Here is a 23163-nt window from a genome sequence, read left to right on the forward strand (position 1 = left end):
GTTAGTATTGGAACACTGTAATCAATATAATTATATATAAAATGATGATAGATGAGGTTAAGGTTTTGAAAAAAGGATTTGATAATGAGAAGTATTTAAAGATGCAATCAGAACACATTAAGGAAAGAATTGCACAGTTTGGAAACAAGTTGTATTTGGAGTTTGGCGGTAAGCTTTTTGATGATTATCATGCATCAAGAGTATTGCCTGGATTTGAGCCTGACTCAAAGTTACAGATGTTATTACAGTTAAAAGACCAGGCAGAAGTTGTAATTGTTATTAGTGCTGAAGACATTGAAGAAAACAAGATTCGTGGAGATTATGGAATTACATATGACATGGATGTTTTAAGACTTATTGATGAATTTCAGTCAGTAGGGCTTTTTGTTGGCAGTGTTTGTCTTACAAAGTTTGCAGGACAGCCGGCAGCAGAATTATTTATGAAGAGATTAGAAGAACTTGGAATTAAGTCATACAAGCATTATAAGATTCCTGGATATCCAAGTGATGTTAACTTTATTGTTAGTGATGAAGGTTACGGAAAGAATGATTATATTGAAACTGAAAGACCACTTGTTGTTATAACAGCACCAGGTCCTGGAAGTGGAAAGATGGCTACATGTCTTTCACAGTTATACCATGAACATAAGAGAGGAATTAATGCAGGATATGCTAAGTTTGAAACATTTCCTATTTGGAACATTCCATTAAGACACCCTGTTAACCTTGCTTATGAGGCAGCAACAGCAGATTTAAATGATGTTAACATGATTGACTCATTCCATTTGGAAGCATATGGAGAGACAACTGTAAACTATAACAGAGACCTTGAAATTTTCCCTGTTGTTAATGCAATGTTTGAATTGATTTCAGGTAAGAGTCCATACAAATCACCTACAGATATGGGGGTTAATATGGCAGGAAATTGTATCTTTGATGATGAAGCTTGTTGCAAGGCTTCAAAACAGGAAATTATCAGAAGATATTATCAGGCTCTTTGTGAAAAGAGAAGAACAGGAAGTACAAAAAATAATATTTCTAAGTTAGAAATTCTTATGAAACAGGCTGAAATTACACCACAGGATAGAGAAGTGGCAGTTGTGGCTCTTAATAAAGAAAAAGAAACTGACAACAAGCCGGCGGTAGCAATTGAACTTCCTGACGGAAAGATTGTTACAGGTCGCACAACTGACCTTTTAGGTGCATCAGCAGCAGCTTTGCTTAATGCTCTTAAGGCACTTGGTAATATTGATGATGAAGTAGAATTAATTGAAAAAGAAGCAATTGAACCTATTCAGACATTGAAGACTAATTATCTTGGAAGCAAGAACCCACGTCTTCACACAGATGAAATTTTAATTGCATTGTCATCAACAGCAGCTCACAATGAAAATGCAAAGAAGGCTATGGGAGAATTAACTAAGCTTAAGGGATGTGATGCACATTCAACAGTTTTATTGTCATCAGTAGATGAAACTACATTTAAAAAATTAGGAATGCAACTTACTTGTGAGCCTAAATATGAAGAAGATGGTAGAAAATATCATAAACACTAACAAATAGTTCATAGAATATTCAAAATATGATATGAAATATTTGGTATAATATTTTGATGTGAAGGTATTTAAGAAAACGGATTGTAGATTTAGGTATATGGCAATCTGAAATTTAATATAGGGGTTTTTAACTGACAAGGAGAACTTATGAAGAATAGAACATCAAAAGACAATACAATAGTAAGAAAAAAAGTTCAGACAAGAAGATTTAATGCAGATATCAGATATGGTTTAAACAGTGATCAGGTTAATGAATATTTTGAGAATGGTTGGTCTAACGAGCCGGTTGAACCGCCGTCAAAAACTGTTCCGGAAATTATAAAAAGTAATCTGTTTACGTATTTTAACTTAGTATTTGCAGTTCTTGCGGCGCTGTTAATTTTGGCAGGTTCATTCCGTAATTTAACTTTTTTGCCGGTTATTCTGGCAAACTTGTTTATCGGTATTATTCAGGAAATAAGAGCAAAGAATACTTTGGATAAGTTATCAGTATTAAATGCCCCAAAGGCTTTAGTTGTTAGAGAAGGAAGACAGTTTAGTATTCCTGCGGAAGAACTGGTCCTTGACGATATAGTTATTTTTAAGGCAGGAAATCAGATTTGTGCCGATGCCATTGTTGTAGATGGCGAAGTTTCAGTTAATGAGTCATTGCTTACAGGTGAATCTGATGAAATATCAAAGAAGCCCGGCGATGAATTAATGTCAGGAAGTTTTATTGTTTCAGGTGAATGTTATGCAAGACTTGACAAGGTTGGTGAGGATTCATATATATCAAAGTTAACACTTGAAGCTAAGGCAATGAATAGTGAAGAACAGTCCGAAATGATTAGAGTTCTTGACAAATTAGTTGGAGTAGTGGGTATATTGATTATTCCAATTGGACTATTACTTTTTGGACAGCAGTTTTTCTTTTCGGGAGCATCTTTTAGCAAGAGTATAACATCTATGGTTGCTGCTGTTATTGGAATGATACCGGAAGGGTTGTATTTGCTGGCCAGTGTCGCTCTTGTTGTAAGTGTTATGCGACTTGCATCAAAGAAAGTTCTTGTGCATGACATGAAATGTATAGAAACCCTTGCAAGAGTTAATGTTTTGTGTGTTGACAAAACAGGGACAATTACAGAGAATACAATGGAAGTTAACGGAGAGATTCCAATGGATGGATACGACAGTCAGTCCATGGCTCCATTAAAGCAGATTATTAGTGATTTTGCTTCGGCAATGTCTAGTGATAATATTACTATGAAGGCTATGAAGGATTACTTTAATAAGCCTTCAGGTAGAAAAGCAGTGTCAGTAAGTCCTTTCTCGTCACAGTTTAAATATTCAGGAGCAGCCTTTGAAGATGGAAGCTATGTTCTTGGTGCACCTGAGTTCGTGTTAAGAGAGGATTATGACAATTATAGAGAGCAGATTGAACAGTATAGTTCAGAAGGATACCGAGTTCTTGTATTTGGTATTTATGACGGAGTTATTGACGGTAAAGCATTAACAGGAAAGGTTACACCTCTAGGCTTGGTATTTTTGTCTAACCCTATTAGAAAAGAAGCACCTGAAACATTTAAGTATTTTGAAAATCAGGGTGTGGAAATAAAGGTTATATCAGGTGATAATCCTGTAACTGTTTCTCAGGTTGCGTTGCAGGCAGGAATAGCAAATGCAGACAATTATATAGATGCATCAACCCTTACAACAGATGAGGCAATTGAAGATGCAGTATTAAGATATACAGTATTTGGCAGAGTTACACCTGACCAGAAACGTAAATTTGTCAGAGCCCTTAAGAAAGCAGGTAGAACTGTGGCAATGACAGGTGATGGTGTAAACGATGTTTTGGCACTAAAGGATGCAGACTGCTCAGTGGCAATGGCATCAGGAAGTGATGCGGCAGCACAGGCGTCACAGCTTGTTTTGTTAGATTCTAACTTTGCCTGTATGCCATCAGTTGTAATGGAAGGAAGAAGAGTTGTAAATAACATTGAACGTTCAGCAAGTTTGTTTCTTGTTAAAAATATTTTCTCATTCCTTTTATCACTATTTTCTGTATGCTTTATGATAAATTATCCATTGGAGCCATCACAGATTTCGCTGATTAGTATGTTTACAATAGGTGTTCCGGCATTTTTCCTTGCCCTACAGCCTAATAAAAACATCATTCAGGGACATTTCCTATCCAATGTGCTTATAAAAGCATTGCCGGCAGGTATTACAGATTTCCTTGTTGTAGGAGCACTTGTAGTATTTGGTCAGGTATTTGAAGTAGGTGAGAATGATATATCAACAGCCTGCACAATGTTACTCGCAATAGTAGGATTTGTAATTCTTTATAACATTAGTAAGCCTATGAATGCACTTCGCTGGTGTGTTTGGGGCGGATGTATTGTAGGACTTTTAGGTTGCAGTATTTATCTTGGAGATTTATTTGCAATGCGTGGTATGTCTACGAAATGCATTATGTTATTTGTGGTATTTGCCATAATTACAGAACCGGCATTAAGATATAGTACAATATTAATCGAAAAGATTGGTCGAAAGATAGTAGGCTGGATTGAAAAACGAAGAAAAGCAAAAATTATAAAATAAATTAGGATAAGGACTTCGTGTATTCGGGGTCCTTATTATATTATGAAAGTATACGATTACATCAAATAGTTGAGTTATAACAATATGTGTAATTAATGAAGGAGAGGGATAAAATATGGATGAAATGGTTGTTTTATTAATACCGTTGCTTGGAACAACCCTAGGTGCGGCAATGGTATTTTTTATGAAAGACAATATTAATGCAAAGATTGAAAAGACTCTACTTGGTTTTGCAGCAGGAGTTATGATTGCGGCAAGCGTATGGTCACTTCTTATTCCGGCAATTGATATGTCTAAGGAACAGGGGAGAATAGCCTGGCTTCCTGCAGCTGTAGGCTTTATGCTTGGAATTTTGTTTTTACTTTTAATTGACAGCATTGTGCCACATTTACATTTGGACAGCGATAAGCCGGAGGGTGTAAAGAGTAAATTTTCAAAAACAACAATGATGATGTTTGCAGTTACAATTCACAACATTCCTGAGGGAATGGCAGTGGGTGTAGCGTATGCAGGAGCGATTATGGGACATAGCAAGTTAAGTCTTACTGCAGCTGTTGCATTGTCAATAGGTATTGCAATACAGAATTTTCCGGAAGGTGCCATTATTTCAATGCCTCTAAAGGGACAGGGAATGAGTAAGATGAGGGCATTTAAGTGTGGGTTCCTTTCAGGTGTTGTAGAACCTATAGGTGCATTTATAACTATACTTCTTACATCAAAGATTATTGTAATATTGCCATATCTTTTGGCATTTGCAGCAGGTGCAATGATTTATGTTGTAATAGAAGAATTAATTCCTGAGTCACAGTCAGGTGAGCATACTAATATAGGAACAATAGGTGCAGCAATTGGATTTGTTCTTATGATGGTACTTGATGTGGCGTTAGGTTGATAAATGTGCTAAAATATACTGACGGTGTTAAAAATTGATAGGGTTCATTAGTTACATATTAATCAAAATTGAGACGAGGAGAAATATTATGAGAAAATCAAAAAAAGTTTTATCAGTTATTCTTAGTTTATCAATGGCATTTAGTATGTCACTTATACAGCCAAATTATCAGGCAAAGGCTGATAGCAGTTATTCAGTTTTGGATTCTAATGACAATGGAAAAGAAGAGGGCGCGGAAGTTACACCTATTGATATTAGTTCAGGAAAAGTTCAGATAGACTGGTCTAATGTTAAGGATAGTTATGAGTTTGTTGGAAAGAGAATAACTCCAATAGTGTTATTATCTTATAAAGGAAAGAATTTAAATCCTATGGCTGATTATACAGTTACGTACAAGAATAATTTTTATCCGGGCAAGGTAACTATGATTATTAAGGGAATTGATGGTTATACAGGACAGATAACAAAGGAATTTCAAATTGTAAAAAAAGAAATAGGCAATGTAACTATTAGAACAGAATTCGAAAATAAACAATTGAAAATTACTGTCAATAATGGTAGTTACGCGATGACAAAAGGAACTGATTATGATTATACTGTAGAAACAGATGTAAAGGGGAAGATTACAATTACTTTCACAGGATTAGGTGATAATTATACAGGAACTTATGTTAGAACAATTGAGGCAGAAGACAATCCTAATGCACCTAAAGAAACAGAAACTATTAAGGTTTCAAAGGCAAAGGTTACATATGCCAAAAACAAAAAAGGCAAAAAGATTAGTCTTAAGTGGGCTAAGATTTCTAAAGTTACAGGATATAATGTAAGATATGCCACAACAAAGAAAAAGCTTAAAAAAGCTAAGGTTAAAAACATAAAAACCAATACTCCAAAATACACTATTAAAAAACTTAAAAAGAAGAAATATTATGTTCAGGTAAGAGCATATAGAACTGTTAATGGCAAGAAGATTTATGGTGACTGGAGCAAGGTTAAAAGTGTTAAAGTAAAGAAGTAATGAATTAGACATAGAGCTATAATGAAATGATATTGATAAATGTATGGAAAGTAAAATATAATCATTGTAGCAACTAGGAAACGAGAGATTAAGCAGAAAATGAAAGAGAAACATTTAGACAATTTTGTAAAAGGACTAAAAAATGGTATTCCAATAGCATTGGGTTATTTTGCAGTAGCATTTACACTTGGAATACAGGCAAAGAATGCAGGAATAACGGCATTTCAGTCAGCAGTGGCAAGTTTTGGATTGCATGCCTCGGCGGGGGAATATATTGCATTTACTCTTTTTGGGGCCAACGCAACCATTTTTGTAATGGTAATGATGGAGGTTGTCGCCAATGCCAGATATCTTTTAATGTCCTGTGCGTTAAGCCAGAAGATTCCCGCAGACACTCCAATATGGAAAAGACTTATAATGGGATATTTTATAACAGATGAAATATTTGGAGCTTCAATATCTGTAGCAGGAAAGCTTGATCCTTATTATACTTTTGGACTTGCGGCAGTTGCCTCACCGGCATGGTGTGTAGGTACGGCGCTAGGTGTTTTGATGGGTAACGCATTGCCAATCAGAGTTGTAAGTGCCTTAAGTGTAGGTCTTTATGGTATGTTTATGGCATGCATAATTCCTGAGGGGAAAAAGAACAAAATAGTAGCAGGAGTAATAGTTGTAAGCTTTGTTTTAAGTTACATATTTAATACACTTTCTGTTTTTGCAGGAATTTCATCAGGTGTAAAAATTATGATTTTGACTGTTATTATTTCATTAGCAGCAGCAATATTATTTCCGGTAAAGGAGGAAGAAAATGCATAACATATATATATGTCTTCTTGCAATGGCTATTGCAACCTATGCAATCAGAGTGCTTCCTTTAACGTTAATTAGAAAAGAAATTACAAATAAATACATAAAGTCATTTTTGTATTATGTGCCTTATGTAACATTGGCGGTAATGACATTTCCGGCAATTCTTACAGCCACACAGAGTATGTGGTCAGGTCTGATTGCATTAATTGGTGCGATTCTTTTGGCTTGGAAAGGTGGAAATCTTTTTCAGGTTGCAATAGTAAGTTGTGCGCTGGTATTTATTGTGGAATTGATAATTGTTTAAGAAGCAAATAATTTATAGAAGAGTAGGTTTTATAAAAATATGACTGTGCCAAAGAAGTCATATTTTATTAAAGAAAGCATAGTTATTAAGGAAAGCGGGTTCGTGATGACAAGAATAGAAAAGAAAGAAATTTTGTCAGATGAAAAAACTAAAAAAGTAGCAATGCAGGTGTCTACAGTTAGTATTGTAGTTAATCTGCTTTTGTCAGTATTTAAATTGTTGGCAGGTATTATAGGAAAATCGGGCGCTATGGTTTCTGATGCCATTCATTCTGCGTCAGATGTTTTTAGTAGTTTTATAGTAATAATAGGCGTTAGCCTTGCAGGAAAAGAATCTGATGAAGGTCATCAGTATGGCCATGATAGATTAGAGTGTGTTGCAGCTATTATTTTGGCGGTGGTACTTCTTATAACAGGAGCAGGAATTGGCATAGATGGTGTAAATAAAATAATAAATGGAACCAATGGCAATCAAACAATTCCGGGAATAATAGCAATGGTTGCAGCGATTATATCTATTGCAACAAAGGAATGGATGTATTGGTTTACAAGATCTGCTGCAAAAAAGATTAATTCAGGGGCAGTAATGGCTGATGCATGGCACCACAGGTCTGATGCTCTTTCTTCAATTGGTGCTTTAATAGGTATTATAGGTGCAAGATCAGGATTCCCTATTCTTGACCCTATAGCAAGTGTTATTATCTGTTTATTCATTGCCAAGGCAGCTTATGAAATTTTTAAAGATGCAATAGATAAGATGGTTGACAAGTCATGTGATGAAGAAGTTGAGAGAAAAATGGCCGACATTATTTTGAGTCAAAAAGGTGTAGTTTCACTTGATTTACTTCATACACGTCTTTTTGGAGCAAAAATATATGTGGATGTTGAAATTGCAGCTAATGGCAACATTTCCTTATATAAATCCCATGCCATTGCACAGGAAGTGCATGATGCAATTGAAAAAAACTTTCAGGAAGTTAAGCATTGTATGGTTCATGTAAATCCGGCTCCAAAGTTTAAGGGATATTTGCTTTGCAGTGATTGTGACGGTACATTAACTTATGGGGAAGAGGTTTTGTCAGAAGAAAACGTTAAGGCCATTAAATATTTCCAAAAAGAAGGTGGAATATTTACTTTGGCAACGGGAAGATTTCCTGAATATGCTGATAAGTTTAAGGATAGATTCAAGGTTAACGCACCAATAGTTGCTTTAAATGGAACGGTTCTTTACGACAAGGATAATGAGAAGATTATTGAAAAGTGGCCAATGGCAAAAGAGGATTGCTACAAACTTGTAAAATATGTTAATGATAACTGGACGAAAGTTTGGGAATATTGGATTAATTATACAGTCCACGACAGCAAGGAATTTAAACCACTTGAAAGTGCTCCTGGAGATGGAAGTCTTGAGAAGTTGTTTGATAGTATTGGAGACGAAGTTTTTAAGATTTTATTTATTCAGGATGAAGAAGTTACGGTTGCAATGCAAAAAGACTTAAAGGAGAAGTTTGGCAATAAGTTTAGATTTGATACAAGCTGGCCTAACGGTCTTGAAATTCAAAGAGTGGATAGTGGCAAAGGCATAGCCGTAGAGTATTTAAAGAAACACTTTAACCAGCATATTCATACAACGATTGGAGTGGGAGACCAGGAAAATGACATTTCGTTGTTGCAGAATTGTGACATTGGTTATGCAGTTGGCAATGCCAAGGAGAATGTTAAAAAGATGGCAGACAGAGTTACTGTTCCAAACACCGAAAATGCCATAAAAGCAATAATTGAAGACTTAGATAAGCAAAATTATTGATAAAATCTAATAAAAATCAACAAAAAACAAAGAATTTTTTTACAGTCGGTTTACACTGGCTGTTTTTTTGTGTATAATATTAGTTCGACCGACAAAAAATAATTTTGTGGTCAGTTTAGTGTGCAAAAAACACATGTATGATAAACTAAGTTTCTTAGTTAGAAAGGATGCTGTATTGAAAAAGGAAGAATTTACTCAAAAAGTAGCAGAACTGATTGAATTGGCTCATAAGAAGGAAGACCGACTTACAATTAATGAGGTTCAGGATTTCTTTAAAGATGATGATTTGACAGAAAAGCAAAAAACTGATGTTGTAACAGAATTAACAGGAAAGAAAATCAATATCACCATGGAAGTAGACGTAAACGAGCCAAAGGCACCTAAAGCTGATAGTGCAAAGAGTGATGATGCCGATAATGATTTCCCGGAAGATGGCGAGGCAACAGTTGATCTTGTTGCAGAACCTACAGATGAGGATATTGCAATGGTAGCAGCAGACGAAGGAGACTTACTGGAACCTACAGACGAGAATTTTGAAAATGATGAAGAAGAGACAGTAGAATTTGATGCTGTAGATTTGCTCGAGGGTGTAGGAACAGAGGATCCGGTTCGTATGTACTTGAAAGAAATAGGAACAGTTCCACTGTTAACAGCAGACGAAGAATTAGAACTTGCCAAGCGTAAGACAGAAGGCGACATAGTTGCCAAAGAAAAGTTAATAGAGGCTAACTTAAGATTAGTAGTTAGTATTGCAAAAAGATATACCGGTCGAGGAATGAGTTTTTTAGACTTAGTACAGGAAGGTAATCTTGGCTTAATTAAGGGTGTAGAAAAATTTGACTACACAAAAGGATACAAATTAAGTACATATGCAACATGGTGGATTAGACAGTCAGTAACAAGAGCGTTAGCTGACCACGCAAGAACAATCCGTGTACCGGTTCATATGGTTGAAACAATTAATAGAATGTCAAAGATGCAGCGTAAGCTTACATTAGAGTTAGGTTATGAACCATCTACTAAAGAACTTGCTACAGCATTAGATATGACAGAAGAAAAAGTACTTGAAATCATGCAGATTGCAAGAGAACCTGCATCACTTGAAACACCAATCGGTGAAGAAGATGATTCAAACTTAGGTGATTTCGTAGCTGATAACAACACAGTTACACCTGAAGCCAACATTGAATCAGTAATGCTTCGTGAACACATTGATGTTTTATTACAGGACTTAAAGGACAGAGAAAGAGAAGTCATAATCTTAAGATTTGGTTTAAGAGACGGTCACCCTCGTACACTTGAAGAAGTAGGAAAAATCTTCAATGTAACAAGAGAACGTATCAGACAGATTGAAGCCAAGGCATTAAGAAAGCTTCGTAACCCTGTTAGAAGTAAGAAGATTAAAGATTTTTTGAATAACTAGATATTATTTGATTATGTTAAAAGGACTTCCGGAAGGGAGTCCTTTTGTTGTATCTGAAAGGCGAAACAACAATAGGATTGCCTTTATCAAGAGGATGTTCACTAATATAGTGAAATGTGTGGCTTTTGTATATTGTAAGCTTTATAATTTTAAGCTACAGGTTTAATTTATTAAGGCTTTCACTTATCCAATATATATTAAATAAGCCAAACCTTAAAAAAATAAGAAAAAGGCTACCCAAACTTAATTTTACTTGATTTTCATACGAAAATAGTTTATAAAATTAAGTAGCAAAACAATAAAGGGTACAAAGACGTACAACAGTTATAGCTGATGTAGTTTTTGTGCCCTTTTTTGTTACTTACAAAATAAATTTTTGTAAATTGATTACTTTATTTATTAAGGTTAGTTATTATCAAACATTTATATAAAGGAGGAAAATCATGAGTCAAAATGAATTATTCAAGAAAGCAAAAGAAGATGGATTATACGATCCACGTTTTGAGCATGATAACTGCGGTATTGGTGCTGTAGTTAATATTAAAGGTGTGAAAAGTCATGCAACAGTGGAAAATGCTTTAAAGATTGTAGAAAATCTTGAACATAGAGCAGGTAAGGATGCCGAGGGAAAAACCGGTGACGGTGTTGGTATTTTATTACAGATTTCACATAAATTCTTTAAGAAAGTTACAAAGTCTTTAGGTTTTGAAATTGGTGGAGAAAGAGAATACGGTGTAGGTATGTTCTTTATGCCACAGGATGAACTTAAAAGAAAACGTGAAATGAAAATGTTTGAAATTATAACTGAAAAAGAAGGTTTTGAATTTTTAGGATGGAGACAGGTTCCTGTACATCCTGAAGTTTTGGGAACAAAAGCAGTAGAATGTATGCCTTGCATTATGCAGTGTTTCATTAAGAAACCTGAAGGTTTAAGCAAAGGTATTGAATTTGATAGAAAATTATATATTGTAAGAAGAGTCTTCTCACATAGTAACGGTGGTACTTACACAGTATCATTATCAAGCAGAACTATTGTATATAAGGGAATGTTCTTAGTAGGTCAGTTAAGATTATTCTTTGATGATTTACAGGACAAGAGTTACGAATCAGCAATTGCATTAGTGCATTCAAGATTTTCAACTAATACAAACCCAAGCTGGAGAAGAGCTCATCCTAACAGATTTATAGTTCATAATGGAGAAATAAATACAATCCGTGGTAATGCAGATAACATGCTTGCAAGAGAAGAATCAATGAACAGCGAGTATATGAACAATTCATTACAGAAGGTTATGCCTGTAGTTGACACTAACGGTTCTGACTCAGCTATGCTTGATAATACTTTGGAATTTTTAGTAATGAATGGTGTTGATCTTCCACTTGCAGTTATGATGTGTATTCCTGAACCATGGGAAAAGAACGACACAATAAGCCAGACTAAGAAAGACTTCTATCAGTATTATGCAACAATGATGGAACCTTGGGATGGACCTGCATCAATTCTTTTCTCTGATGGTGATTACATGGGAGCAATTCTTGACAGAAATGGTCTTAGACCTTCAAGATATTACATTACAGATGATGACCAGCTTATCCTTTCATCAGAAGTAGGTGTTCTTGAAATTGATCCTGCAAAGATTGTTGTAAAAGAAAGATTAAGACCGGGTCGTATGCTTTTGGTTGATACAGTTAACGGTAAGTTAATTGACGATGATGAATTAAAAGAATCATATGCAACAAGAAAGCCATATGGTGAATGGTTAAATAATAACCTTGTTAATTTAAAGGACATTCATATTCCTAACGTAAAAGTTGAAACATATGAAAAAGAAGAACGCCAGAGACTTCAGAAAAACTTTGGATACAGCTTTGAAGACCTTCAGAGAATTATTCCAATGGCTAACACAGGAAATGAAGCTACAAAGGCAATGGGTAAGGATACACCACTTGCAGTTTTAAGTGAGAGAACACATCCTTTATTTAACTATTTTAAACAGTTATTTGCTCAGGTTACTAACCCTCCTATTGATGCAATCAGAGAAGAAATAGTTACTTCAACATCAGTTTATCTTGGAAAAGACGGTAATATATTAGAAGAAAAACCTGACAACTGCAATGTATTAAAGATTAACAATCCTATTTTGACAAATACGGATATTTTAAAACTTAAAAATATTAAAGAGCCGGGATTTAAGACAGCAGTTGTACCTATTGTATATTACAAAGGCATTAAGCTTGAAAAGGCTATTGAACAGGTATTTGTAGAAGTTGATAAGGCACACAAAGACGGAGCAAACATTATTATTCTTTCAGACAGAGGTGTGGATGAATATCATGTACAGATTCCTTCATTGCTTGCAGTTTCAGCAGTACATCAGTACCTTGTAAAAACAAAGAAGAGAACAACATTATCATTAGTTCTTGAAAGTGGTGAACCAAGAAGCGTACATCATTTTGCAACATTGTTAGGATACGGTGCCAGCGCAGTTAACCCTTATCTTGCACACGAAACAATTAAGCAGATGGTTGAAGAGGGTATGATTAACAAAGATCCATATGCAGCAATTGATGATTACAATGAAGCAATTTTAAGCGGAATTGTAAAGATTGCATCAAAGATGGGTATTTCAACAATTCAGTCATATCAGGGCTCACAGATTTTTGAGGCAGTAGGTATAAGCAGTGACGTAATAAACAAATATTTCACAGGAACAGTAAGTCCGGTTGAAGGTATTACATTAGATGACATAGAAGAAAGCGTTGATAAGCTTCACTCAACAGCATTTGATCCATTGGAATTAGATGTAGACTTAACACTTGAAAGTTCAGGTGACCACAAACTTAGAAGTGGAAAAGAGGAACACAAATACAATCCTGCTACAATTCACACACTTCAGATGGCTACGTGGACAAATAACTATCAGTTATTTAAACAGTACACACATATGATAGATGAAGAAATGGCACCGGTACATTTAAGAGGTTTAATGGACTTTAATTATCCTGAAAACGGCGGCATTCCAATTGAACAGGTTGAAAGTGTGGACTCAATTGTTAAAAGATTTAAGACAGGTGCCATGTCATATGGTTCAATTTCACAGGAAGCACATGAAACAATGGCAATTGCCATGAATATGATTGGCGGCAAATCTAACAGCGGTGAAGGTGGAGAAAGTATTGAACGTCTTACAATTGGAAAAGACGGTTTAAATAAATGTTCAAAGATTAAACAGGTTGCATCAGGACGTTTTGGTGTTACATCAAGATACCTTGTAAGTGCCGAAGAAATTCAGATTAAAATGGCACAGGGTGCAAAACCGGGTGAAGGTGGACATTTACCTGGAAAGAAAGTTTATCCTTGGGTTGCAAAAACAAGATATTCAACACCGGGGGTAAGTCTTATTTCACCACCACCACATCATGATATTTACTCAATTGAAGACTTGGCTCAGCTTATTTACGACTTAAAGAATGCTAACAGAGATTCAAGAATTTCAGTTAAGCTTGTATCAGAAGCAGGTGTTGGTACAGTTGCAGCAGGTGTTGCAAAAGCAGGTGCGCAGGTTATTTTAGTATCAGGTTTTGACGGAGGTACAGGTGCAGCTCCTGAAAACTCAATTTATAACGCAGGTCTTCCTTGGGAACTTGGGCTTGCAGAGGCACACCAGACACTTATAGCTAACGAACTTAGAAATAAGGTAGTAGTTGAAACAGACGGAAAATTAATGAGTGGTCGTGACGTAGCCATTGCAGCAATGCTTGGTGCGGAAGAATATGGTTTTGCAACAGCTCCACTTGTAACTATGGGATGTGTAATGATGAGAGTATGTAACCTTGATACTTGTCCTGTAGGTGTTGCAACACAGAACCCTGAACTTAGAAAGAGATTTAAGGGTAAACCTGAATATGTAGTAAACTTTATGAAGTTTATCGCTCAGGAATTACGTGAATATATGGCAAAACTTGGCATTAGAACAGTTGATGAATTGGTAGGTAGAGTAGACTTACTTAAAGTTAAGGATGGCGTAAGCGAAGGAAAAGCTGACGAAGTTTGTCTTTCAAAAATCCTTAATGCTGATTTTGCTGATGTTAGAGTTAAATATGATAAGAAGAATGTATATGACTTTAAGCTTAATGAAACAAAAGACGTTACAGTATTGATTAAGAAACTTGGTAAGGCTCTTGAACAGAAGAAACCTGCTTCAGTTGAAGTTGATGTAACAAATATTGACAGATCATTTGGTACAATCTTTGGTTCAGAAATTACAAAGAAATACAATGACACATTAGAAGATGATATGTATACAGTAAAATGTAACGGCGCAGGCGGACAGAGCTTTGGTGCTTTCATTCCAAACGGTCTTACAATTGAGCTTACAGGCGATAGCAATGACTACTTAGGCAAGGGACTTTCAGGTGGTAAGATTATTGTTAAGCCACCTAAGGAATCTAAGTTTAAGCAGGATGAAAATATTATAATCGGTAACGTTGCATTATATGGTGCAACAAGCGGAAAAGTTTACATTAACGGTGTGGCAGGAGAACGTTTCTGCGTAAGAAACTCTGGTGCCACAGCAGTAGTTGAAGGTGTAGGCGACCACGGTTGTGAATATATGACAGGTGGTAAAGTTGCAGTAATCGGAAAAGTTGGAAAGAACTTTGCAGCAGGTATGAGCGGCGGTGTTGCTTATGTGTTAGATGAAAATAATGATTTGTATAGAAAAGTAAACAAGTCACTTGTATCAACAGAAGAACTTTCAAACAAGTACGATGTATTAGAATTAAAAGCAATGATTGAGGACCACGTAAAATATACTAACTCAATTAGAGGTAAGGAAATTTTAAATGATTTTGAAGAATATCTTCCAAAATTCAAAAAGATAATACCATATGATTACAAGAAAATGCTTAATGCAATTGCAAAGATGGAAGAAAAAGGATTGAATCCGGAACAGGCACAGATTGAAGCATTTTACGCTGCAACAAGATAGGAGGAATAGCAATGGGTAAGCCAACAGGATTTTTAGATTATGAACGTGAAGATGCAAAGGCATCTTCACCTAAAGAAAGAATAAAAAACTTTAACGAATTTCATGAACATTTATCTGAAGAAAAGCAAAAATGCCAGGCAGCAAGATGTATGGATTGTGGCGTGCCATTTTGCCAAAATGGTAAAGTAATATCAGGTATGGTATCAGGCTGTCCTCTGAACAATCTGGTTCCTGAATGGAATGATCTTTTATATCATGGAAATATGGAACAGGCATATAACCGTCTTCACAAGACTAACAACTTTCCTGAATTTACTTCAAGAGTTTGTCCTGCACTTTGTGAAAAAGCATGTACATGTAGTCTTTATGGAGATGCGGTAAGTGTTAGAGACAACGAATATAGCATAATAGAAAATGCTTACAAGGAAGGATATGCGTCAGCAAAAACTCCGTCAGTTAGAACAGGCAAAAAAGTAGCTGTAATCGGTTCAGGCCCTTCAGGACTTGCAGTTGCAGACCAGTTAAACAAGAGAGGTCACAGTGTAACCGTATATGAACGTGATGACAGAGTAGGCGGACTTCTTATGTATGGTATTCCAAATATGAAGCTTGAAAAACACGTTATTGACAGAAAAGTTAATATTATGAAAGAAGAAGGAATAAAGTTTATTACAGGTGTAAATGTTGGAAAAGACATTAAAGCATCAGTATTATTAAAACAATATGACAAAGTAGTATTAGCATGTGGTTCAAGAAATCCAAGAGATATAAAAGCAGAAGGAAGAGATGCCAAGGGAATTTATTTTGCAGTAGACTTTTTAACATCAACAACAAAAAGCTTATTGGATAACGATTTAAAAGAAGGCACATTTATTTCAGCCAAAGGTAAAGACGTTGTTGTAATTGGTGGTGGTGACACAGGAAATGACTGTGTTGGTACAGCTATCAGACATGGAGCAAAAAGCGTTATTCAGTTGGAAATGATGCCAAAAGCACCGGATAAACGTGCAGAAAACAATCCATGGCCTGAATGGCCAAGAATCTGCAAAACAGATTACGGTCAGGAAGAAGCCATTGCAGTATTTGGTAATGATCCAAGAATATATCAGACAACAGTAAAAGAGTTTAAAAAGGACAAGTCAGGAAATCTTACAAAACTTGTACTTGTAAAACTTGAAGCTAAGAAAGATGAGAAAACAGGCAGATTAAATATGGTTGAAATACCTGGAAGCGAATATGAAGTAAACTGTCAGTTAGTTCTTATTGCAGCAGGATTTTTAGGCAGTGAAAATTATGTAACAAAAGAATTTAAGGTAGATATAACAGACAGAACAAATGTGGCTACAAAGGCAGGAAAGTACGCAACAAGTGTTCCAAACGTATTTACAGCCGGAGATATGCACAGAGGCCAGTCATTGGTAGTATGGGCAATTCGTGAAGGCCGTGACTGCGCAAGAGAAGTGGATGAATCATTAATGGGGTACACAATGCTGTAGTGGGATGAAATATCAGAAAAGACATAATATAAAAGGAACAGGACCGTCAGTTGAAAAGGCTGAAAGGTCCTGTTTTTAAGTTTGATTGAATTGAGTCCCGTGTCAAGGACATTTTCAAAAAGTTTGTAGTGATTTTTAAATTGCTCCATATGAGTTAAAAGTTGTTCGTATGGGGCAAAAACAAGGCTTGAATACATTCAAACTTAACGTGAACTACCCCATGGAGTAAGGCTTGCGCAGAATATGGGGCAAGTACAAAGCTTGTATATATTCAAATTTAATAGAAACTACCCCATGGAGTAAGAGCTGCGTAGGATATGAGGTAATTTTAAAAGATTTGTACCATATGAGCAGAAAATATCGTATATGGTACAGATATGAAGTTTGCCCAGTTTGATTTCTAAGAAATCTGTACCATATAAGCAAGAAATATCGTATATGGTACAGATATGAAGTTTGCTCGGCTTGATTTTTAAGAAATCTGTACCATATAAGCAGAAATTATCATATATGGTACAGATATGAAGTTTGCCCAGCTTGATTTATAAGAAATATGTACCATATAAGCAGAAATTATCGTATATGGTACAGATATGAAGTTTGTCTAGTTAGATTTCTAATAAATCTGTACCATATGAGCAAAAATTATCATATATGGTACAGATATGAAGTTTGTCTAGTTAGATTTAGAATAAACAAAGAGCTATGCTTAGAAAAAAATCTTACCATTGAGAAGATGTAAGAAATCTAATAGGCATAGCTCTTTTGAGTATTTACAATAACAAATTAAATTGCTAAGAAGTACTTAATAACAGTTGTTATTGAAATATTAGAATTTTTAATTTTGTAATATTGTCCGTTCAGGTTGAAAATAGTATCTCCCAATCCTATGCTTGCAGAATGATTGTCAGATAATCCTAAAGTTATTTTAAAACCTCCAGATAACATTGGATTGTCCATTTTTTCAACATCAAGCATAGACATGTAGGAAAGAATAGCAGAAATTCTATTTTGGTCACTTGTTTCATAAGGTACATCATTAATGTAGTAACTTATTTTTGAAACGCCTCCTGAAATATAAGCATCAAATAAGTTGTTTTTCTTGTAGCCCTCAGTTGGTGGCAGTGGGCACTTATTGGCAACTGTTGGTGTAGTTACTGATTCATTTACTCTTACCTTGCACTTTAATACATATTTCTTGCCATTTTGTTTAACAGTGGCTTTTACAACTGTTGAACCTACTTTCTTTGCAGAAACAATTCCTTTTTTGGAAACCTTTACAATTTTAGAATTATTAGACTTCCAAGATATTTTCGCATTTTTACTAAGCTTTTTAATCTTAAGTGTTTTCTTTGAACCTGTTTCTAATGAAATCTTAGTTGAAGATAACTTTGGAGTCTGTTGTTTAGCCGAAACACTAGTGCTATTAAACAAACAAAAACTGCTTAGCATCATCATAGTAACAAAAATAAACATAAATCTTCTTTTCATATCATTTACCTCCTTAAATAACCGACCTACTTTTGGTAAATCAATTATAATATATTTGATTAAAAAATGAAAGAATGTTAAGATAAAAATTAGGAGAGAGTGGTTGTGGAAAGACCACTCTCTTATCTATATTAGAGGGAATCGAGCAGCCTGACAGCGGAGTGTTAATCCTTAAGGATTGTGATATGTATGGAATGAAGTTACAACAATGATTAAAAGAATGGATGCAGTATTCGAAATCAAAAACAAAAAACTTAAAAGGACAGACTATTATGCTTAAAATTACAACAAAAATTATGGAAAGACAAAAGGTGTCAAATATCATTTTGAAAAGATGGCGAACATAAATATTCATTTAATAAGCAGTCTATACATATAAGTAAAATAGTAAATCAAGGGTATAATAATTCTAATATATCAGGTGAAGCTTTGAAGAAACTTGACAGGGAAGTGTTAATAATATTGTATAATTTAATTATTGTTATTATAATTTCTATAATCAGTCGTTTGGTTATAGTTCGTAGCCTTAACAAAATGAAGGTTAGAGACTGGTTGAGAGGAATTGTGTAGTAAGTAAAAGGAGGCAGCTTATGAATGGAAGTCACATTGCCATTCCAACCATTCTTAAGGTAGGAAAAGGCACTTTAAAAGATATAGGAAGTTACATTAAGGACAGCAGAATTGAAAATGCTGTAGTTTATTTTGGAAATGGTCTGGTTGATATGTTTGGAGATACTGTTCTTCAATCATTTCAAAAGGAAAATATTAATGTTTTGGAATATAAGGAACTGGATTCTATTAAAATAGAAGATATAATAGATTTGGCTTTTTCAATTGACAGCAAGGCACAGATTATTGTTGGAATTGGTGGTGGAAAGGTTATTGATGCTGCAAAATATGCAGCTTATTTAAGAAAATTACCTTTCATTAGTGTGCCTACATCTGCATCCAGTGACGGCTTTTCCAGTGCCAGTGCGTCATTACTTGTTAATGGAAGAAGAACTTCTGTGCCGGCAAAACTTGCATATGGAATTATTGCAGACACTGATGTTATAAAAAGTGCTCCGGAAAAGTTTTTGTATTCAGGTATTGGTGATTTGGTATCAAAAATTACAGCACTTTACGATTGGGTATTTGAGGACGAACACGGATATGCGGTGTTAAACGATTTTGCCATGATGATTGCAAAAAAAGCAGTAAATAGTTTTGTAAGAACTCCTTTTGAGAGTATAAAAGATGACCTGTTCTTAAGAGAACTTCTTGATTCTCTTGCAATGAGTGGAATTGCCAATGAAATAGCAGGAAACAGTTCTCCTGCAAGTGGAAGCGAACATCTTATTTCTCATGCTTTAGATAAAACATTGGAGCATCCGCAACTTCATGGAATTCAGGTTGGAATTGCAACTTATATAATGAGCAAGGTTCAGAACCACAGATATATTCGTGTAAATAAGATTTTTGAAGATACAGGTTTCTGGGATTATGTAAGCACCCTTGGACTAAAACGTGAGGATTATGCAAAGGCAATTGATATTGCACCATCAATAAAACCACACAGACATACTTATCTCCATGAGAAAAAATATAGGGAGCTGGCAAAAAAAGTTCTCTATGAAGATGAAGTTTTAAAGAAAGTGTTTGGCTGAATATAAGCTATTGTGGTATAATACTTTAGTTCAAGTGATTTATTTTTGGAGGATAATATGAAAGTATTAATGTTTAACGGAAGCCCTAAAGCTAAGGGCTGTACATATACAGCATTGGAAGAGATGGCTAAAGTCTTAAATGAAGAAGGCATTGAAACAGAGATTATGCACGTAGGAGCACACCCACAGGGAAGTTGTATGGGCTGTGGCGGTTGCTCAAAAACAGGTGAATGTGTGTATGGTGGAGAAGTAGTTGAAGCAGCAAAGAAGCTTAAAGAAGCTGACGGAGTCGTTTTTGGAAGCCCTGTTCATTATGCATCAATTAGTGGAAATATGATGGGATTTCTTCACAGATTATCATGGAGTGCAGGAAAAGATTTAAAATATAAACCGGCAGCTATGGTTGTAAGTGCAAGAAGAGCAGGAACAACAAGTGCTCTTGATGAAATTGCAAAGATACCTGAGTTTTTCCATATGCCATTAATTAACGGAAATTATTGGCCAATGGTTCACGGAAGCAATCCAGATGATGTAAGAAAAGATGAAGAAGGTCTTCAGATAGTAAGAAATATTGGACGAAATATGGCTTGGATTTTGAAGTGTATTCAGGTTGGAAAAGAAAATGGAATTGAACATCCACAGCCGGAAGATCCAGTTAAGACTAATTTCATCCGTTAATAAAACTGTTACAAAATATTTATCTGATTTAAAAGAAAGAATGGTAGAGTACTGACTAAGGGTAAGTGCTAACTTAAAAACGGATAGCGAAAGGAGATCTTATGAAAGACCAGACTATTATTGACAATGAAGCAGAGAACAAGGATTTACATAATGCTTCAGACAAGAAAGAAAAAGAGAAAGTTGATCCCAAGAAGGAATTTTTCAGTTGGGTAAGAATTTTTGTTGTAGCCATTGCTTTGGCATTGTGCATTAATAATTTTCTTATAATTAATGCCAACGTACCATCAGGTTCAATGGAGAATACAATTATGACAGGTTCAAGAATGATTGGACTTAGAACAGCTTATTGGTTCAAGGAACCACAGAGAGGTGAAATCATAATTTTCAAATATCCTGATGATGAATCAGAAAACTTTGTAAAGAGAGTAATCGGTTTGCCGGGAGAAAAGGTAACAATTAAAGATTCAAAGATTTATATTAATGACTCAAAAGAGCCATTAAAAGAAACATACTTAAAAGAGGATTGGTACTGGGAAAATGGTTCAGAGGAATCCGGTGGAGAGCTTGTATATCAAGTGCCAGAAGACAGTTATTTCGTCTTAGGTGACAACAGAAACAATTCTAAGGATTCAAGACTTTGGACAACAACAAACTATGTAAGCAAGTCAAAGATAATTGCAAAGGCAGAGTTTGTATATTGGCCATGGAAAGTCAAGGGAATGCTGGAAACAGCCAAGTATGACTAAGTCAGAACGAAATAAGAAACAAAGAAGGTATATCGCAAGTAAGTGATATACCTTTTACTTTTGTGCAAAAACAAGACAAACTAAACAACTTGTCACAAAATTTGTACATGTTGTCTTTCTAATATGCAATTTCTACATAAAAATGTAAAAAATATATAATAAAAATATTTCAAATTGTGTTATTTTGTAATGAAAATGTTATAATAACATAATAAATGAAAAAAGGACGAGCAACATAAGAGAATGAAAAAGAAAATTATAGTGGCATCAGTGTTTACAGTAGCCTTAATTGGCGGAATTATAGGAATTAAATCTGTTTCAGGAGGACATCACACAAGCGGAGCGGAGACGAAGATTGTACAGAAAACAACAATTCAGGAAACAACTACAGCAGTGCAACATGAGACAAAGGCACCTGTAGAAACTAAGAAAAAGGTTGATTTGATTTTTCCTGAAAAGTATAAGAATGTAAGTGCAATAAAGATTGAAAAGAAGAAAGTCAAGTCTGAAGATGATTCAGATGAGATGGTTGAAATATACGAGAAGGACGATGAAAAGTCTAAAGTTGTAGGAATTGGTGTAGATGGCAGTTACGTTAAGATTCTAAAAAAGGGAAAGAAATTTTATCAGATTAAATCTAAAAAGATTACAGGATATGTTAAGAAAGAAAATGTAGTAACAGGCAAGAATGCTAAGGAAGTTTTAATTGAAGCCAAGGACGTTATTGTAAAGGTTAAGGTGAAGAAAACAGAACTTAGAAGCGAAGATAATAAGAAATCAAAAGTTTTGTGCAATCTACAGGAGAAGGCAGAATATCCAATAACAGATATAAGTAAGGACAAGAAGTGGATTAAAGTAGAGAGAACATCCACAATGTCAGGATGGGTTAAGACTAAAGATGTTACTGTAAAGATTCACAAGGAATATTTGTATACCCCGGAAGAATATGATGATATGCTTGAGCAGGAATGGGCAGCTAATGCTATTACATATACTTTGGAAGAAACTTCTCTTCCAAAAGAAGGCGAAGCAGCAGAGTTTTTGAAATATGCAACACAATTCCTTGGAAACAGATATGTTTGGGGTGGAACAAGTCTTACAAGTGGAGCAGACTGTTCAGGTTTTACAATGTCTTTGTTTAAAAAATTTGGATATAGTTTAAGCAGAACGGCAGCAGAGCAGGCTTACAATGGCAAAGCAGTAAAAAGTAACAAGCTTAAACCGGGAGATTTAGTATTTTATCATACCGACAGAAAAAACAAGAATAGAATAAGTCATGTTGCTATTTATATTGGCGACGGGAAGATTCTTCATTCTGCAAACAAGACTCAGGGTGTAATAATTTCAAGACTTGGCAATCCTTGTGCCGCAAGACGAATTTTAAGTGGAAAGTTAGTAAAAAAAGACAAGGATAAAGATAAAGAAAAAACAGCAGTTGTATCAACAAAGAAAGATATTAAACGATTAAATCAGGAAACAACAACTGAAGAAGAAAGTTCAACTGTTGAAATAGAAAAAACGACACAAGTTCCTAATACTACAGAAGTGGAAACAACTACAAAGGTAGAGGAAACTGAAAGTTGTACAGATGAAGAATAAACATAAAAAAGAGTTGTACTAAAAAATGTATAGTAAGTGAGAATGGGCTACTATCTTTGTAAAATAAAATTTGCAAAGATAGTGGCCCATTTAATGTTTTGTGGAATAGTATAAAAGTTGA

The 23163-nt window shown here is 35.0% G+C and carries 15 protein-coding genes and 2 pseudogenes; 16 read left to right on the forward strand and 1 reads right to left on the reverse strand.

The features are described 5' to 3' along the window. Window positions 1-65 precede the first annotated feature (65 nt). The 11 genes and pseudogenes from NQ558_RS06345 to NQ558_RS06395 all read left to right on the forward strand — a co-directional run bounded on the left by NQ558_RS06345 (window position 66) and on the right by NQ558_RS06395 (window position 16879). A complete protein-coding gene (locus NQ558_RS06345; protein ID WP_040447430.1) occupies window positions 66-1556 on the forward strand; it encodes a DUF1846 domain-containing protein in 1491 nt (496 codons plus the stop codon). A 147-nt stretch (window positions 1557-1703) separates the two neighbouring features. After that, on the forward strand, window positions 1704-4139 hold the full coding sequence (locus NQ558_RS06350; RefSeq protein WP_005363604.1) for a cation-translocating P-type ATPase: 2436 nt from the start codon (window positions 1704-1706) through the stop codon (window positions 4137-4139). 115 nt (window positions 4140-4254) lie between these two features. Then, a complete protein-coding gene (locus tag NQ558_RS06355; protein ID WP_005363605.1) occupies window positions 4255-5031 on the forward strand; it encodes a ZIP family metal transporter in 777 nt (258 codons plus the stop codon). A gap of 88 nt (window positions 5032-5119) precedes the next feature. Further along, on the forward strand, window positions 5120-6049 hold the full coding sequence (locus NQ558_RS06360; RefSeq protein ID WP_005363606.1) for a fibronectin type III domain-containing protein: 930 nt from the start codon (window positions 5120-5122) through the stop codon (window positions 6047-6049). A 99-nt stretch (window positions 6050-6148) separates the two neighbouring features. After that, window positions 6149-6865 carry an AzlC family ABC transporter permease gene (locus NQ558_RS06365; RefSeq protein ID WP_005363607.1) on the forward strand — a complete coding sequence of 239 codons (717 nt, stop codon included), beginning with the start codon at window positions 6149-6151 and terminating at the stop codon, window positions 6863-6865. Continuing rightward, window positions 6858-7163 (forward strand): AzlD domain-containing protein, encoded by a 306-nt coding sequence (locus NQ558_RS06370; RefSeq protein ID WP_005363608.1) that lies wholly within the window; start codon window positions 6858-6860, stop codon window positions 7161-7163. Before NQ558_RS06365 ends, NQ558_RS06370 begins: the two co-directional genes overlap by 8 nt. A gap of 105 nt (window positions 7164-7268) precedes the next feature. Then, window positions 7269-8168: pseudogene (locus NQ558_RS06375) on the forward strand (cation diffusion facilitator family transporter); the annotation flags it as partial. Further along, window positions 8151-8969 (forward strand): HAD family hydrolase, encoded by an 819-nt coding sequence (locus tag NQ558_RS06380; protein WP_242652162.1) that lies wholly within the window; start codon window positions 8151-8153, stop codon window positions 8967-8969. The pseudogene NQ558_RS06375 and the gene NQ558_RS06380, both read left to right, overlap by 18 nt. A gap of 133 nt (window positions 8970-9102) precedes the next feature. Then, complete coding sequence (gene rpoD, locus NQ558_RS06385) at window positions 9103-10392, forward strand: RNA polymerase sigma factor RpoD (RefSeq protein WP_005363610.1); 1290 nt, start codon at window positions 9103-9105, stop codon at window positions 10390-10392. Window positions 10393-10835: 443 nt separating this feature from the next. Beyond that, on the forward strand, window positions 10836-15383 hold the full coding sequence (gene gltB / locus NQ558_RS06390; protein WP_005363612.1) for a glutamate synthase large subunit: 4548 nt from the start codon (window positions 10836-10838) through the stop codon (window positions 15381-15383). A gap of 11 nt (window positions 15384-15394) precedes the next feature. Next, window positions 15395-16879 (forward strand): glutamate synthase subunit beta, encoded by a 1485-nt coding sequence (locus tag NQ558_RS06395; RefSeq protein ID WP_005363613.1) that lies wholly within the window; start codon window positions 15395-15397, stop codon window positions 16877-16879. Between the two features lie 786 nt (window positions 16880-17665). Here NQ558_RS06395 and NQ558_RS06400 read toward each other — a convergent pair. Then, the gene (locus NQ558_RS06400; RefSeq protein WP_005363614.1) at window positions 17666-18370 is read right to left on the reverse strand and encodes an Ig-like domain-containing protein; all 705 of its coding nucleotides are present in this window, start codon (window positions 18368-18370) and stop codon (window positions 17666-17668) included. A 101-nt stretch (window positions 18371-18471) separates the two neighbouring features. Here NQ558_RS06400 and NQ558_RS06405 point away from each other — a divergent pair. The 5 genes and pseudogenes from NQ558_RS06405 to NQ558_RS06425 all read left to right on the forward strand — a co-directional run. Then, window positions 18472-18582 (forward strand): annotated as a pseudogene (locus NQ558_RS06405) (ABC transporter ATP-binding protein); the annotation flags it as partial. A gap of 378 nt (window positions 18583-18960) precedes the next feature. Continuing rightward, on the forward strand, window positions 18961-20016 hold the full coding sequence (locus NQ558_RS06410; protein ID WP_005363615.1) for an iron-containing alcohol dehydrogenase family protein: 1056 nt from the start codon (window positions 18961-18963) through the stop codon (window positions 20014-20016). A 57-nt stretch (window positions 20017-20073) separates the two neighbouring features. After that, a complete protein-coding gene (locus NQ558_RS06415) occupies window positions 20074-20694 on the forward strand; it encodes a flavodoxin family protein (protein ID WP_005363617.1) in 621 nt (206 codons plus the stop codon). A gap of 101 nt (window positions 20695-20795) precedes the next feature. Further along, complete coding sequence (lepB, locus tag NQ558_RS06420) at window positions 20796-21443, forward strand: signal peptidase I (RefSeq protein ID WP_005363619.1); 648 nt, start codon at window positions 20796-20798, stop codon at window positions 21441-21443. Between the two features lie 243 nt (window positions 21444-21686). Continuing rightward, entirely contained in the window at window positions 21687-23042 is a 1356-nt protein-coding gene (locus NQ558_RS06425) for a C40 family peptidase (RefSeq protein ID WP_005363620.1), read from the forward strand. The last annotated feature ends 121 nt before the right edge of the window (window positions 23043-23163 follow it).

Origin of the sequence: Eubacterium ventriosum (genome assembly GCF_025150745.1) — a bacterium.
Classification (GTDB): domain Bacteria; phylum Bacillota; class Clostridia; order Lachnospirales; family Lachnospiraceae; genus Eubacterium_G; species Eubacterium_G ventriosum.